Source organism: Joostella sp. (assembly GCF_048266025.1).
Taxonomy (GTDB): domain Bacteria; phylum Bacteroidota; class Bacteroidia; order Flavobacteriales; family Flavobacteriaceae; genus Galbibacter; species Galbibacter atrarenae.
Genome location: NZ_JBLXAF010000008.1, coordinates 1 through 15,397, shown reverse-complemented (window position 1 = coordinate 15,397; position 15,397 = coordinate 1). Strand labels below are relative to the sequence as shown.

The window sequence follows — 15,397 nt, the reverse complement described above, 5'->3', positions numbered from 1 at the left end:
TTATAACAAAGACGATTCTTCCCAAGTTACAATTCTATTTTGATGCATTGCATCTATTCCCATTTGTACGGCAATTGCAGCATTTGCTCCAGTTACCACATTGGATATAGGTTGCTTATTTGTTAAGATACTATCTCTAAAATCCATTAAAGCTTGCTTACTTGGATCCTCATGATCTATATTTAATGGTATCCCTTTACCTTCATCCCATCCAGTAGTAATTGTAGCACCAGAAACGCCATCAACATCTCCTAACACTTTACTATTTTGTTTTCTCCCTTCAGGATAAAACCAAGCTTTTGTATAGTCTAATATTAAAGTTCCCTTGTCTCCAATAACTTTAATTTGGTAATCATCTTTTGCATTAGAAGTTAAGCATGTAAAAGTAGCTTTTACACCTTGAGGGTATTCATACATAAGATGCACATTATCGTATGTTTCTCTACCATCCTTCCAATAATCAATTCCTCCCATTCCCATAACACGTTTAGGAGTAGACTTGGTTACCCAATTAACAAAATCTATCTGATGTGAACATAATTCAGCTACTAATCCCCCTGAAAACTCTTCGTACATACGCCAATTAATGGCATGCTCAAGGGATGGATCTGGCACTGCTCTTCTCCAATCTCCATTTCTGTTCCATTGACACTCAAAAGCAGTAATATTACCTACTTTACCTTCATTAATCATTTTAACAATATCAACATACATTCTAGAACTATGATATTGATGTCCTGTTTGAACAATTTTACCAGAACTTTCAGCTAAATCTACTAAGTCTTTTATCTCTTTATAGCCTCTGGTCATTGTTTTTTCACAATACACATGCTTTCCAGCTTTCAAAGCATCCATTGCTATTTTTCCGTGAGTTGCAAAGGGAGTAGCTATAAGAACAGCATCAATATTTTTGTCTGCTAAAAGATCATTATAATCTGTATAAGATTTAGCTTGCTTTCCTGCTCGCTTTAATCCTTTTTCTAGACGGAAAGGTAAAACATCGCAACATGCACCTACTGTTATTCCCTCTATTTCATTTAAAAAAGGAATAAGACCTCCTCCTCTACTTCCAGTTCCGATAACTCCGATTTGAATGGGTTTATCAAATGAAAATGAATTCGCTGCAACAGTTCCAAAAACTGATGTAGCTGCTAATGCAGCGCTACTTTTCATTACAAAATCTCTACGTTTCATTAATTTATTCGGTATTTATAGGGGGTTAATAATTATTTAATTTAAAACTAAAAGGCTAAAATATAAGGGTACAAATAAAAAATGTGTACGTACCTTATTTAAAAGCAAAAAAGTTTAGCTGTGAAATTAAACATAAAATGAAGAATAAAAAACCTTATTAACATTCTCTTTTACTAGAAATGAAATATTTTTGCTTTCATATAACGTGAATAAATGTTTAGCAGAGAAGAATCTAAAGCAATGCGTAAGGAATTTTGGATATCATTTGGAAAGTCATTTCCAAGGAAATGGATTCTTTACAATACAAAAATTAAAGACTTTTCCTTTAAGTTTGATTTTGATACTAAAAAAGCCTTAGTAACCCTAGATATAGAGGACAGCAATCTTGAAAATAGGATTAAATATTACGAGAAGTTAGAATCCTTAAAGTCGGTATTGATTGAAAATTATTTACCAGATGTAATCTATAACGATTCGTTCTTTCTGGAAAATGGTAAAGAAATATCAAGAATTTATGTATTAAAAGAAGGTGTTAGCATCCATAATAAAAATACATGGCAAGAAACAATGGTTTTTCTAAATGACACTATGGATAAATTTGAAGAATTTTACTTAGACTTTGAAGATTTTATTAAATCCTAATACCAAAACTAAATAAGAAATAGTTATCAAAAATCACAAGAGCATATAAATAAGCTCCTTTAGACGACTAAAGGAGCTTAAATTGTATTGATAAATATTATAAGGTTATAATACCGTAAGTTCCTACTTTAGGCAGTTGCGTAGAAGAATAAACCCCTAACTCTTTAAGCTTATTCCCTGCTAAAACTTCGAAAACCATTACAGCACCTTGATTACCTATTAATTGATATAGATATTTTCCATCTTCACTAACCACAAGATCACTAAAAAAAAGCTCTTCAGAAGTATCTTTATATAAAGTTTCGTCAGTAAGCTTCAATTCGCCATTATCTGCAATTGAATAACTAGATATAGAACTAGAAAGAGCGTTCGCTGCCCACAATGTTTTTCCGTCTTTGGATATCTCTACCCAACAGTTAGCAATTTGACCACCTTCCATAGAGTTTCCTGTTTTAACATCGCCAGAAACAAGTTCTATCTGACCTTTGGAATCAACTACATAAGATGACGTAGATCCTGTTTGCCATGAATATTTAGGAGACTGCGGTACTTTATTAGTTTCTTCTCGTAACATTCCTTTATTATCTAAAAAACGAGCTTCAGAAACTAAAACAATATGCTTATTTCCCTTTTTCACGATATCAAAGCCAACAGGAATTGGTAGCCATCTTCCATTTTTAGAATCATGAGGAGAATTAGCTTGAGAAACAGGTGCGTCGCTAAGACTTCCATCTGTATTTACAGCATAAATTTTCACCAACCCACTTACCAGTTCATTTACAACCAAAAACTTCCCATCTTCAGTAAAAGCCACACAAGATGGTCTTGCATTTAAATCTCTAACAGAATTTGAAATAGCCGTAAGTTTACCATTAGCGTCTATCTTAAACCCTTTTAAGTTACCACTAAAAGGTGGAGTAGGTACATTTCCAGAACTAGCTACATATACAAGGTTTCCATGCGAAGCAACACTTAAAGGGTGAATATCTCCAGCTGCTGCTTTATCTACTGAAGTTAGACTTTTGTCTGCCATAACTTTCATTGTACTTATAGAAGCATCACCAGCATTTACAACAATTACAAACTTACCGTCTTTAGTATTTGTAAGTCCATAAGCAGAGATTAAAGGATCGATTCCATCTTTTAAAGGATGCGTATGATCATAACCCCAATCAAATATTTCAACATTCCCAGTACCTTTTCCCTCTGTTGGAAACTCTCCTATCATATTTAATGCTCCATTTCCATCTTGAATAAAGCCCACAACCGTATTTGCTGTAGTATGGTTTGTCGCTACATAAACGCCTTTACCATTTTGTGATTGCACATCAGCAATCCCTGCGGAGATCATTAAAACAATTGCCGCTTTTAATTTTTTTGATTTCATTAGTGTATAAATTAAATTAATTAAAACTCAAACTGTAAACAAACTATTAAACAGTTATTAACTTTATCACTAATAAGGGTTTACCAACTAGGTTGCATATGGTAATTCTCTTAGAAAAATTAAGCTGTTTAATTTGAGTAAAAATGAAATCTTAATTAAATAGAGTAAATAAATAACATTACCCTATTAATAGGTTTAAAAATAAAATTCCCTCTTAATACTACTTATAAGTATATATTTAAAATAAAAACAAAACTTATAAAAGATGAATATAAAGAATATATAAATAAAAACATTACTTAATTTAGTATATATTCTAAATTAAAAAAATTATAGTTTAAAACACATAACAATTAAAGGCCAATTTACTATTTGGCAGAATAAAGTCAACTGTTAGAAATTATTATGGTTGAGGTAAAGTATCGATTAGAATACTATAATTGATTCCTTATTAAGACTATTCCATTATCGTGAATGAAGCAGTTATATGTTAGAAGAAACCATATAGATTCAAATAGCTTGCTGTTTTTAAGAAAGCAAAGAAAAAAACAAAAAAAAATCGCCTGAAAATTACTTTCCAGACGATTATATAAGTTATTATTTATAAGGCTATTTAGCTATATTTACTGCTCTAGTTTCTCTAATTACAGTAATTTTTACCTGCCCAGGATACGTCATATCCGTTTGTATTTTTTGAGAAATTTCAAAAGATAATTCTGAAGCTTTATCATCACTTACCTTTTCACTTTCTACAATAACACGAAGTTCACGTCCAGCTTGAATAGCATAAGCTTTTTTCACTCCTGTAAATCCGAAAGCTATTTCTTCTAAATCTTTTAGTCTTTGGATGTAAGAATCTAATACTTGTCTTCTTGCTCCTGGTCTTGCTCCACTAATAGCATCACAAACCTGAACGATTGGCGCTAAAAGAGTTTTCATTTCAATCTCGTCGTGGTGAGCACCGATAGCATTACATACATCTGGTTTCTCGCCATATTTCTCTGCCCACTCCATACCTAAAATAGCATGTGGAGTTTCCATTTCTGTTTCAGGAACTTTCCCTATATCATGTAATAAACCAGCACGTTTTGCCAATTTTGCATTTACTCCTAATTCAGCTGCCATCACACTACATAATTTTGCAACTTCTCTAGAGTGTTGTAGTAAATTCTGACCGTAAGAAGAACGATATTTCATTCGTCCTACTGCTTTTATAAGCTCTGGATGCAGACCATGAATTCCTAAATCTATTACCGTACGCTTACCAACTTCTATTATCTCTTCTTCAATCTGCTTCTTAGTTTTCTTAACTACCTCTTCAATTCTAGCAGGGTGAATTCTACCATCAGTAACAAGTCTGTGTAACGATAGTCTTGCGATCTCTCTTCTCACAGAATCAAAACATGAAAGAATGATAGCTTCAGGAGTATCATCTACAATAATCTCTACTCCAGTAGCAGATTCTAAAGCTCTAATGTTTCTTCCTTCTCTACCAATAATACGACCCTTAACGTCATCTGACTCTAAATTAAATACAGACACACAATTATCTATTGCCTCCTCTGTACCAATTCTTTGAATGGTATTTACAATAACTTTTTTAGCTTCTTGTTGTGCAGTAAGTTTAGCCTCCTCCAATGTATTCTGAATAAACGCCATGGCATCACTCTTCGCATCGGATTTTAACGATTCTACAAGTTGAGATTTAGCCTCAGCAGCAGAAAGCCCTGAAATCAACTCTAATTGATCAATCTGACTCTTATGAAGTTTCTCGATTTCCCCTTGCTTTTTATCTAAAAAGTCCAAGCGGTAATCATAATCTTTATTTTTAGCCTCTACTTCTAAGTTAAGCTTTCTGTTTTTAGCAAGTTCATTAGACACTTGAGACTCTTTATCTCTTGTCCTTTTTTCAGCTTCTGCAATTTTTTTATCCTTAGAAACAATTACTTTTTCATGTTCTGCTTTAAGTTCTAGAAACTTTTCTTTCGCTTGAAGTATTTTATCTTTCTTAATACTTTCTCCTTCTGTCTTAGCTTCTCTTAATATCTTTTGAGCTTCTTTCTTAGCTCCTGAGATCATTTTGGTTGCATTCTTCTTTTCAAGCACCTTCGCTATCACAAACCCAACTATAATCCCTATTACTCCAACAATTATTGATAGTGTAGTATTATCCATCTTTACATATATTTAAAAAAAAAGCCTACATTGGTAATTGAAGTTTTGTACAAACTCCTCTAAACAGGTTTAAGGCTACCAAACTGATCAAGGATCCGCGATTCCTGTATCTGAAGTTAATCAGAGGAGCGGCTTGCTTTTACAACTTGAACTCACCTTTTTTAATTAATACTTGTTGAGTTTGTCAAAAAAATGCAACCAATGTAGGCAGTAACATTATACTATTTTAAAGAACATTTTATTTTCAGCCCAAATGCTTAGATAACATTGCGTCTAAGTTTTTTAAACGCTCCTCCATCTCTTCACTTGTTTTGTTAGTATCAATACCTTCTTGTTCTACTTTAGAAGCAAATTGTAAGGCACACATAGCCAATACATCTTGTTTGTCTCTAACGGCATAGTTCTGTTCGAACTGCTTAATTAACACATCTATAGTTTTCGCCGCCTTCCTAAGTCCTTCTTCTTGTTCTGGCTCTACAGTTAAAGGATACACCCTATCTGCTATAGATATCTTTATTTTAAGCTTCTCTCCCATCTATTTTAGAACGTTTATTCCGATAATTGAGCAACACATTGATCAATTTCTCGAATTAAAGTATTTATTTTAAGCTTAGCTTCTTTTTTATTTTCATTACTGCCAAGCATTGAATTTGCCATTTTGAGCGATTCATATTTATCCTCCCATTTCGTTACTGAAAGTGATAAATCCTTATTTTCATTCTTCAAACCACTTAATTCTTCTTCTAATTTACGATTAGCATTTCTTTGCTGCTGCAACTTCTCAAGCAACTTACCAATCTTATTTTCCAGAGAATCAACTATTTCTATAATCTCGCTCATATATGCAATATTCAATACATATCTTTACAAAGTTAAGATACCTTTACATACTTCACAACAGTTTGCAAAAATTTCTTTTCCTATTAAATTTCTTAAGTTAAATCTTAGTTATTTTTCAGAACAAAAAAATTCCTGTTCCTTAAAATATTTATCTTTTTTCTATCGTTATTATTAATCCTCACTAATATAATTAATTTTGCGTTTTTATAGTACTTTTTACTGATTTAATTATCATTTCATTATTTTTGTAAGACAATTTTTTTTCATGCGCTATCTATCGGTATTTATTTGTAGTCTTCTACTTCCCTTATTTATTTACTCACAAAACAATTATCCGAAAAACTATTTTCGTTCCCCTTTAGACATTCCTATTGTACTAGCTGGTACTTTTGGAGAGTTACGTTCCAATCATTTTCATGCTGGAATGGATATTAAAACACAACAAAGAGAAGGACTTGATGTTTATGCAGCTGCAGATGGATATGTTTCAAGAATTAAGGTTCAACATTACGGTTACGGAAAAGCAATTTACATAACTCACCCTAATGGGTATACTACTGTATATGGACACTTACAAAAATTCTCCCCAGAAATTCAAGAGATAGTAAAAAAGCAGCAGTATAAGAATCAATCATATGAAATTGAGCTTTTTCCTTCTGAAAATGAAATAAAAGTATCCAAAAGTCAGCTTATCGCCCTCAGTGGGAATACAGGCGGAAGCGGCGGTCCACATTTGCACTTTGAAATCCGTGATGGATTAGAAAAACCTATCAACCCTCTTTTATTTGGTTATACTGTTAAAGACACCAAAGCACCACGCATTTTAGGAATTCACGCCTACCCAGTAGGAGATGGCTCTATAATTAATAACAATGACAGCAGAATAGAACTGCGCCTTACAAAACAGCAAAATGGGACTTACTTAGCTGATAAAATCGACGCTTCTGGTAGCATTGGTTTGGGCGTGGAAACTTATGACCAGCTGGATATGGCATATAATAAAAATGGTGCCTATAAAGTTTGTACTACTGTTAATGGGACTTTAAATTTTGAATACGATTTTGAAACTTTTTCTTTTGATGAAAGTCGTTATATAAATACATTAATCGATTACCCTACTTATATAGATAATCGTAAGAAAATTCAGAAATGCTATATCGAGCCTTATAATAAATTAAGCATTTATAAAAAGAGAAATGACAACGGTGTAATTTCTGTTGATGAAGGTATGTCGTATCAAGTAACTATGGAAGTTTCAGATTTTGCAGGAAATACAAGCACTATAATTATTCCTATTGAAGGAAAAAAACAGAACGCTTCTTTCCTTCAGAAAAAAGAAAACATAGGAGATTATCTTATCGCCAATCGTGATAATATCTTTTCCGTTGGAAATGCCTCTCTATTTTTTCCTGAAGACACTTTTTATGAAGATTTCTTTATTCAGTTAACCCAAGAAGATGAAGCTATCATTATCCACAACGAAAGTACACCTGTAAGAGACGATTATACAATTAGCATGAACATTAATAATAGAACCGATATTGATAAAGAAAAACTATTTATCGCTCATGTTAATGAAGACGGAAGACTTTCATACGAATATACTTACAGAAAAGGTGATTTACTAAGCACAAGAACCCGCGATCTCGGAAAGTTTAAAGTAGCTAAAGACACTGTTGCTCCAGTAATTAAGCCTGCAAACTTTAGAAGTGGGCAATTCCTTTCTAGTTATGGAGAGTTAAAACTAAGAATCACAGACGATCTAAGTGGCATAAATTCATATAAAGCAACAATCAATGGCGAATGGATTTTAACTGAATATGAGTACAAAAAAAACATGCTAACTTATGATTTAAGCGATATAGACTTTAAAGATAGCTCTAGAAACCTAGAAGTTATTGTTACAGATAATGTAGGTAATAGCGCAACCTTCAACGCTACTTTTAACTCTAATTAATCGTTTTAAGTATTTCTGAATATACACAAATCGTGAAGAAAAAGTTAAAAACAAGCATTTACAGAACAAATCTCGAGAAATTGAGGTAGGCTTAGAGATTTTCAATATTTTTGACACCCAAAATTAAAGACACCACACCAAACTAGATTAACAACTACTAATAGAGAAACTCAAACATAATTTTTCTAATATAAAAACAGAATTCAGGTTCTAAGAAAAATGAAAAAAAATATATTATTACTCACTTTACTACTTTTAAGTAGCATCACATTTGCACAAAAAACAATATACCAAAGTGATTCTTTTGAAGAGTTAAGCAAAAACCATAAAACGGTTGCCATTGTTCCTTTTGAAGCACGTTTAGAGCTAGACAACAAACAACTTACAAAAGAGCAACTAGAGAAACTTCAAGAGAAAGAGGGATATGAAGTGCAAAATGCATTAGAAACTTATTTTCTTAAGATGCATAAACGCAAGGACTACCGCATAGAGTTTCAAGATATCAACAATACAAATGCAATTTTATCTAAAGAAGGTATAGATTTAATGAATTTAGATATTTACACAACTCAAGATTTATGTAAACTCCTAAATGTCGATGCTATTATTTCTGGAGATCTAACATTAAATGCTTTAATTTCTGAAGGTGTTTCTACTGATTTTGACTTTGTATCTTTTGTTTCTGGAACATCAGATTACGGAAGAATAGCTATTAAATTAAGCGATGGTGCAACAGGAAAATTACTTTGGAAATACGAAAAGGTAATTACTAGAAAGTCTGGAAAAAACACTTATGACATTATTGAAGCTATGATGCGTAAATCTACTCGTAAGTTCCCTTATGACAAATAATTAACAACTTACAACACATTAAAAATAAAGGCGAACCATGTGGCTCGCCTTTATTTTTTGGTATAAAACAATTCAAAATATTACATTTCCCATCCTATACGATAGTCTCTTGTTACAAACTGATTAGCTTCTTCTAGATTTGTGATTTTCATGTTCTCACCATCCCACAATAGTTTCTTACGGCCATAAAACTCTTCATTTCCTTTACTATTCTCTCTTTTCAGCATATAACTTCTAATAGCTAAATTACCCATCAACACAGTCTCTGTCATTGGACCTGCATAATCAAAAGAAGAAGTAAGTCCTTTATGTTCCTTACTATTAAATCCAGCTTTACATGCATCTACCCACTTACGTTGGTGCCCATATTCTGGTTCTGGCATTTCCTCAACTTCTGGACCAAATTCTGTAGTACCATCATTTAGATACAACTTTGGCATTAATGGAGAACTGTCATTAATATTTGTAGAAATAATTCCATTCTCACCATGAATTAAAACTCCATTTTGACTTCCTTTACCTCCAATATCACTATCCGCAGGTATAATATCTGGATGAGACGGTCTAATACCTCCATCACTCCATGTCATTACTAAAGGAGATTTTGTTTTCTCTGTAGCATCAAATTTTATAGTTATAAAAGAAGAGTTAGGACATCCTTCTGGATGATAATCTGGTGTCCACATTTTAGTAAATACTGTACCTACACTACATTCTGCAGCTTTAGGATACATTAAATCCAATGTTCTAAAAGGAATATCTATAAGGTGGCAACCTACATCTCCCAATGCTCCAGTTCCATAATCCCACCAACCACGCCAGTTAAATGGATGTATGTTTGGCACATATGGAGTTTCTTTAGCTGGACCTAACCACAAGTCCCAATCTAAAGCACTAGGTTTTTTACTAGGATCTGGTTTTGGCATTTCATAACCTTGAGGCCATACAGGGCGATTTGTCCAAACCTCTACTTTTGTTATTTTACCTAATTTACCAGAATCTACCCATTTTTGGACCATCCCTAATAAAGGATTCGACCCCCCTTGATTCCCCATTTGAGTAACAACCTTTTGTGTTCTCGCCATTTCCGTAAGCATTCTAGCTTCACGAATATTATGAGTCATAGGCTTCTGAACATAAACATGTTTTCCTCTCTCCATTGCATACTTGGCAGCAGGGCCATGAACATGATCTGGAGTAGAAATAGTTACCGCGTCTATATCTTTCTCCTTATCGAGCATCTCTCTAAAATCTGCATATAACTTTGCCTTAGGAAATTTCTTAACTGTTGCTGCTGCAGATCCTGAAAAATCGACATCACACAAAGCTAAAATACGTTCTCTACCATTTACAGACGCATTTACAATGTCGCTTTGCCCTTTTCCTCCAGCTCCAATTGCGGCAATATTTAATCGATCACTAGGTGCCATATATCCAACACCCCCTAATACATGCCTAGGCACTATTAAAAATGATGATGCTAAAGCACTATTCTTAATAAAATTTCTTCGTGAATTGTCCTTTGTTTTTTTACTGTTTTCACTCATTAATTTAAGTCTTGGTTTATTAATTTAGATTTTTACTTTTTTAGTCATGATTCACAAAATACTAATAAAACGTTTTAGTAAACTTGCAATAAACCTAACTAACGACAATAAATGTATAAAAATAATCACACTAAACTAACATTTTAACAAAAAAAACGTTCATTTATTCTGAATAACAATATAAAATAACACTAAAACAAAGAAAAACCTTATAATTCCTTTTTTAAACTATTTCACCTTTTGACAAGGTTAGTGTTTTAGTTACGCTATTTGGAATTTCCTCTTTTCGATGAGAAACATAAATCATAGTTACTTCCTTAGACTTACAAATATAATCCAAGAGCTCTTTAAAATACTGAATTTGATTGCTATCCATCCCTTGACATGGTTCGTCTAAAATAAGAAGCGGTGGGTTTTTAACTAAAGCTCTTAAAAGCAATAAAACTCTTTGCTCTCCAAGCGATGCATTAATAAACAATGAACTTTTTAAATGCGACAAACCTACTAAAATCAACCAATCGCTAGCAATTTCCTCTTGATTCTTGGTTGGAATTGAAACAGTACCAATTTCATCTTTAAAACCAGAAATAATCACATCAGAACATGTTAAAGTACTGTAATGATTGGCAGTGGTTTTCATTCCTGGAACACTATTTATTACACCCCTACCCCGCATAAAATAAAGATGCAGCTCAGGTGATAAAAATCCAATCTTTTGCTTTATATCCCAGATACTTTCACCACTTCCACGTTTTATATCAAAAAGCACTAAATGATTATTGTATCCTTGTGGATTATCCGCAGTAATTAAACTTAACAAAGTAGACTTTCCAGCACCATTATGTCCTAAAAGCGCCCAACATTCCCCTGGCTTTATAAGCCAATCTATATTTTTCAAAATAGACTTTCCAGACATAGAAACATTAACACCTTTCATTTCTACAATTATATTATAATCATGGTCATTGCTCTTAAGTAATTTACTTAAATCAATGTTTTTATCAATATTTACAGCAGATACTTCTATATTTTTAATTGAAGAAGGAGTCGTATCCTGTACAATTTCACCCTTCTCTAACACAATAGACCTATCAATAAAAGGGGGAATCTCTTCTGTTCCACAAATGAGAACAAGTGTTACTCCTTGCTGGGTAAACTCATAAAAAAATTTGGATAACTCTTTTCTGGCAGCTACATCTAAACCCGTAAAAGGCTGATCTAATATCAACAACTCTGGAGCTTGAAAAATAGCTACTACTAATTGAAGTTTCTTACGCTCTCCATTGCTTAACTGCATTAAGTTTTTATCTAATAAACTAGAAACATGGAAACTATTCAAGAGCTCATCCTCCAGAATACTCCCTTCTGTATACTTTTCCTTTTTATTTATCTGATATAAATACTGACTCACAGAAAGTTGTTTCTCATACTCATGAAACTCATAACGCTTACTATAATATGTACTAGCCATCCCTGAAACTTCACTAAAATTATCTTGTTGAGAGACAAAAACAGTTTTTAATGGGTTATAAATACTCCCCGAACTTTGTCCGTTCCCATTGGAAATTAAAGTCGCTAAAGTTGTTTTCCCACTTCCAGAAGCCCCAGATATAGAAAGAGATGTCCCTTTTTCTATCGTCAAGTTAATATCCTCTAAAATAATATGATTTTTAATCGCTAAAGTCATTTTAGACAATTCAATAAAAGGAGTCTGAAATTCTGGCATCATAATTAAATTTATCACAACGAATTTCGGTCTTTCCTAATAGAATAACAATACCATTAACCTTTAAAATAAATTTCAAAACAAATTATAATTATCTTTATAATACTACCAACCTAACACATGTAAAGTAAATCATAACAACTAAAATGTTTAAAAGTGAATTTACTTAACACATAAAAAATTAAAAAAGATGAAAGCTCTTATATTATTTCTAACATTCGTTTCCTTCATTTCCTGTAAAGAACCAAACAACAAAAACACAGATACAGTTGAAAAAATAACAATAGAAAGTCATGAAAAGGAAATAGAAAATCCTGTCCAAGAAAATTATGCACAACAAACTGTAAACGATGAATTAGCTGAGAGAATTAAAACCTATTTAAAGGAAGTCTATTTAAAAAATGATATTGATATTTTAGAAGAAAATGATAGAAAATTTCAATTATATGAAATTGACTTAAATGATGATGGTGAAAATGAGGTTTTCATAAACTTCTTTACTCGCTATTTTTGTGGAACTGGCGGCTGTGCAATGTTACTACTAGACACTAACCTTAAACCAATTACAAAATTCTCTGTAATGAATCCACCACTCTTTGTTGAAAAAACAAAGAAAAATAAATGGTCTATAATTTTAATCAAAGATGCAGGAGTATATAAAGAACTCATATATAGCGAAGGCAAATACCCTTCTAACCCGAGTGTTTTAGAAAAGGCTCCATACGATGCTCCAAGTGGTCATGCCGAAATACTTTTTAGTGATGATTATAGCAAAGCAAAAACCTATACTTATTAAATAAAATGAATTAATTCTGAAAAGCTAATCCTTTCTTGGTTGCCTTATTTTTACGGTACCATAAAATTGAAATAGCCAAAACAACTCCACTTGAAGCCATTATCGCGCCTACAATACTTGCCGAAGTATAACTAAGTCCATATGCAATAGGAAGTCCAGCAAAAAAGGCTCCTGAAGCATTCCCCATGTTAAATGCGCTTTGATTGGCTGAAGATCCTAACATCTCAGAACCTTTGGCACTTTTTATTACCGCCATTTGAATCGGAGTAGATACAGTAAAAGCAGTCATTCCAATAATAAACGTCATCAATAATACTACATAACCACTTGATGCTACAAAACTATTAATTAGTAGCACACAAACCATCACCACTAAACTGATAATAACGGCTTTTAAAGGCGAAAATATTTCTGCCAATTTTGCTCCAACAAAATTTCCTACTACCATTCCTAAACCAGCAATAATCATAGCGTAGCTAACTATATTTTCATTCAATCCAGCAACATCAGTAATCAAAGGGGCTATATAACTATACCAAGCAAAAAATCCACCAGTACCAACCATTGTAAGTACAATAAGTCCTAAGAAATCTAAATTCTTAAATACTTTAAACTCATTTGCCATTCCTCTTGAAGGCGTAGTTTCCACTTTAGGCATCCAAAAATAAATACTTAACATAGTTATTATCCCTATCACACCTACAATCATAAAAGAAATACTCCAATGGTAATGATGCCCAACATAGGTTCCCAACGGAACACCAATAACATTAGCTATTGTTAAACCAGAAAACATTGTCGCTATTGCTTTGGCTGACTTCCCTTCTCTAGCAAGCTTTCCAGCAACCACAGCTCCTATTCCAAAGAAAGCCCCATGAGGCAACCCAGATAAAAACCTAGCTACTAATAAAAGTGAATAACTATCTGCAAATGCAGAGATGGTATTAAAAACAGTAAACCATATCATTAGGTATAATAACATTTTATGAGGCGCCCACTTGTTACCAATGGTAGTCAATAAAGGTGCCCCAACGACCACACCCAATGCATAAGCAGATATAAAGTGGCCTGCCTTAGGAATTGAAATATTTAAAGCTGCAGCTACATCAGGCAAGATCCCCATTATAACAAACTCTGTCATCCCGATGCCAAAACCACCGATAGCTAATGCTAATAACGCTTTTTTGTTTGTTACTTCTGCCATTTTATTTCTTAGTTAGATTACTTAAATTTATTTCTACAAAAGTACCAATCTAAAAAGGAATATAACTATACAGAATTGTCTAGTATATGTAAATAAATATCCTATACTTATTGAGCAATATTCTAACTCAAAAACTTAATTAATCTTTAAGTACAACCAAACATTCTCTATTAAATTATTCTTACAAAAAAACATAAGACACTGTATATCAAACACAAAAATTAATTATGAAAAATATCTTCAAAATAAATTAATATTTAGTTTTTTTATTCAAACAATAATCATACTTTTGTGCCCGCTTTAAACGGTACTTTTATTTAAAGTGAAATTGAACTTTACTCAAAAAGTTTTCGGGGTGTAGCGTAGCCCGGTTATCGCGCCGCGTTTGGGACGCGGAGGTCGCAGGTTCGAATCCTGCCACCCCGACTAAGAAGGTTATTATATGAAAATATAATAACCTTTTTTTATTTCATTTTGCCACCTACTAAGAACTTATCATTACAGCTCACTTATAGTTGAATTCCTAAATATAATGGATATATCCATTTCTTAGGTTTCTTTTAAGCCTACACAAGCTCCACAATAAACTTTCCTCCTATCGAAACTAGAAATAATGAGAACTGATAAGCCTATTTAATATTAAATTTATCATATATGAATCACTTTCCAAGAACAAGCTATTAGTATTAGAGCAATAAAGCGTAAAGAGATTACTAACGATGAAATCAATTTAAAACATACAAGATTTCAAAATCAAATACTATGAAGAAAAGCTCTAAAAACTCAGTAGAACCTTTCTAAACGACCATACAGGTGAATATCCAAATAGCTAGCTTATGCTCGCCCTTAATATCAATAATAAACTTATAAATGACAAGACAATGAAGTATAATCATTGATTCTTCCAGGAAGAGATGCTATAGAATTGGCTAAGCGAACATACAGGTGACTTTGACAGAAGACTGGTACCTGCTTATGGAGATTTCATTTAAGTATATAGCAAAAAAAAATCCTCATCAAATACATGATGAGGATTCTAAAGAAGGCGGCGACCTACTCTCCCACTTTCGTAGTACC

At 32.7% G+C, this 15,397-nt stretch carries 12 protein-coding genes, 1 tRNA gene and 1 other RNA gene; 5 read left to right on the top strand and 9 right to left on the bottom strand.

From position 1 onward, the window contains the following. Positions 1–1,194 carry a Gfo/Idh/MocA family protein gene (locus ACN0TY_RS13095; protein WP_417444854.1) on the bottom strand — a complete coding sequence of 398 codons (1,194 nt, stop codon included), beginning with the start codon at positions 1,192–1,194 and terminating at the stop codon, positions 1–3. Positions 1,195–1,407: 213 nt separating this feature from the next. Between ACN0TY_RS13095 and ACN0TY_RS13090 the strand changes: the two genes are divergently transcribed. Next, a complete protein-coding gene (locus ACN0TY_RS13090) occupies positions 1,408–1,836 on the top strand; it encodes a DUF4268 domain-containing protein (RefSeq protein WP_417444853.1) in 429 nt (142 codons plus the stop codon). Between the two features lie 97 nt (positions 1,837–1,933). On the opposite strand, the gene ACN0TY_RS13085 is transcribed toward ACN0TY_RS13090, so the two are convergent. The 5 genes from ACN0TY_RS13085 to ACN0TY_RS13065 all read right to left on the bottom strand — a co-directional run bounded on the left by ACN0TY_RS13085 (position 1,934) and on the right by ACN0TY_RS13065 (position 6,238). Beyond that, positions 1,934–3,223, bottom strand: a complete 1,290-nt coding sequence (locus ACN0TY_RS13085; protein WP_417444852.1) for a lactonase family protein — start codon at positions 3,221–3,223, stop codon at positions 1,934–1,936. 609 nt (positions 3,224–3,832) lie between these two features. Further along, a complete protein-coding gene (rny, locus tag ACN0TY_RS13080; RefSeq protein ID WP_236958971.1) occupies positions 3,833–5,398 on the bottom strand; it encodes a ribonuclease Y in 1,566 nt (521 codons plus the stop codon). Between the two features lie 51 nt (positions 5,399–5,449). Next, positions 5,450–5,579, bottom strand: a non-coding RNA gene (gene ssrS / locus ACN0TY_RS13075) — 6S RNA. A 63-nt stretch (positions 5,580–5,642) separates the two neighbouring features. Beyond that, on the bottom strand, positions 5,643–5,933 hold the full coding sequence (locus ACN0TY_RS13070; protein WP_417444851.1) for a cell division protein ZapA: 291 nt from the start codon (positions 5,931–5,933) through the stop codon (positions 5,643–5,645). A 14-nt stretch (positions 5,934–5,947) separates the two neighbouring features. Next, positions 5,948–6,238, bottom strand: coding sequence for a hypothetical protein (locus ACN0TY_RS13065; protein ID WP_236958969.1), 291 nt, complete (start codon positions 6,236–6,238; stop codon positions 5,948–5,950). 265 nt (positions 6,239–6,503) lie between these two features. Between ACN0TY_RS13065 and ACN0TY_RS13060 the strand changes: the two genes are divergently transcribed. Next, the gene (locus tag ACN0TY_RS13060; protein ID WP_417444850.1) at positions 6,504–8,195 is read left to right on the top strand and encodes a M23 family metallopeptidase; all 1,692 of its coding nucleotides are present in this window, start codon (positions 6,504–6,506) and stop codon (positions 8,193–8,195) included. Between the two features lie 219 nt (positions 8,196–8,414). Then, positions 8,415–9,047 (top strand): hypothetical protein, encoded by a 633-nt coding sequence (locus ACN0TY_RS13055; protein ID WP_236958967.1) that lies wholly within the window; start codon positions 8,415–8,417, stop codon positions 9,045–9,047. Between the two features lie 80 nt (positions 9,048–9,127). Here the strand turns inward: ACN0TY_RS13055 and ACN0TY_RS13050 are convergent, their stop codons facing one another. Next, positions 9,128–10,594 carry a Gfo/Idh/MocA family protein gene (locus tag ACN0TY_RS13050; protein ID WP_417444849.1) on the bottom strand — a complete coding sequence of 489 codons (1,467 nt, stop codon included), beginning with the start codon at positions 10,592–10,594 and terminating at the stop codon, positions 9,128–9,130. 223 nt (positions 10,595–10,817) lie between these two features. Then, positions 10,818–12,323, bottom strand: a complete 1,506-nt coding sequence (locus ACN0TY_RS13045; protein ID WP_417444848.1) for an ATP-binding cassette domain-containing protein — start codon at positions 12,321–12,323, stop codon at positions 10,818–10,820. 187 nt (positions 12,324–12,510) lie between these two features. Between ACN0TY_RS13045 and ACN0TY_RS13040 the strand changes: the two genes are divergently transcribed. After that, positions 12,511–13,116, top strand: a complete 606-nt coding sequence (locus ACN0TY_RS13040; protein ID WP_417444847.1) for a hypothetical protein — start codon at positions 12,511–12,513, stop codon at positions 13,114–13,116. A gap of 10 nt (positions 13,117–13,126) precedes the next feature. Here the strand turns inward: ACN0TY_RS13040 and ACN0TY_RS13035 are convergent, their stop codons facing one another. Next, positions 13,127–14,320, bottom strand: coding sequence for an MFS transporter (locus ACN0TY_RS13035; RefSeq protein ID WP_417444846.1), 1,194 nt, complete (start codon positions 14,318–14,320; stop codon positions 13,127–13,129). A 351-nt stretch (positions 14,321–14,671) separates the two neighbouring features. On the opposite strand from ACN0TY_RS13035, the gene ACN0TY_RS13030 reads away from it, so the two are divergent. Further along, positions 14,672–14,746: transfer RNA gene (locus tag ACN0TY_RS13030), tRNA-Pro, on the top strand. Positions 14,747–15,397: the final 651 nt, after the last annotated feature.

Bases quoted from the DNA above. Each gene is read 5' to 3' on its own strand.
- ACN0TY_RS13035 (WP_417444846.1), bottom strand. From the start codon at position 14,320: ATGGCAGAAGTAACAAACAAAAAAGCGTTATTAGCATTAGCTATCGGT.
- ACN0TY_RS13045 (WP_417444848.1), bottom strand. From the start codon at position 12,323: ATGATGCCAGAATTTCAGACTCCTTTTATTGAATTGTCTAAAATGACT.
- ACN0TY_RS13085 (WP_417444852.1), bottom strand. From the start codon at position 3,223: ATGAAATCAAAAAAATTAAAAGCGGCAATTGTTTTAATGATCTCCGCA.
- ACN0TY_RS13090 (WP_417444853.1), top strand. From the start codon at position 1,408: ATGTTTAGCAGAGAAGAATCTAAAGCAATGCGTAAGGAATTTTGGATA.
- ACN0TY_RS13040 (WP_417444847.1), top strand. From the start codon at position 12,511: ATGAAAGCTCTTATATTATTTCTAACATTCGTTTCCTTCATTTCCTGT.
- ACN0TY_RS13070 (WP_417444851.1), bottom strand. From the start codon at position 5,933: ATGGGAGAGAAGCTTAAAATAAAGATATCTATAGCAGATAGGGTGTAT.
- ACN0TY_RS13065 (WP_236958969.1), bottom strand. From the start codon at position 6,238: ATGAGCGAGATTATAGAAATAGTTGATTCTCTGGAAAATAAGATTGGT.
- ACN0TY_RS13095 (WP_417444854.1), bottom strand. From the start codon at position 1,194: ATGAAACGTAGAGATTTTGTAATGAAAAGTAGCGCTGCATTAGCAGCT.
- ACN0TY_RS13050 (WP_417444849.1), bottom strand. From the start codon at position 10,594: ATGAGTGAAAACAGTAAAAAAACAAAGGACAATTCACGAAGAAATTTT.
- ACN0TY_RS13060 (WP_417444850.1), top strand. From the start codon at position 6,504: ATGCGCTATCTATCGGTATTTATTTGTAGTCTTCTACTTCCCTTATTT.
- ACN0TY_RS13055 (WP_236958967.1), top strand. From the start codon at position 8,415: ATGAAAAAAAATATATTATTACTCACTTTACTACTTTTAAGTAGCATC.
- rny (WP_236958971.1), bottom strand. From the start codon at position 5,398: ATGGATAATACTACACTATCAATAATTGTTGGAGTAATAGGGATTATA.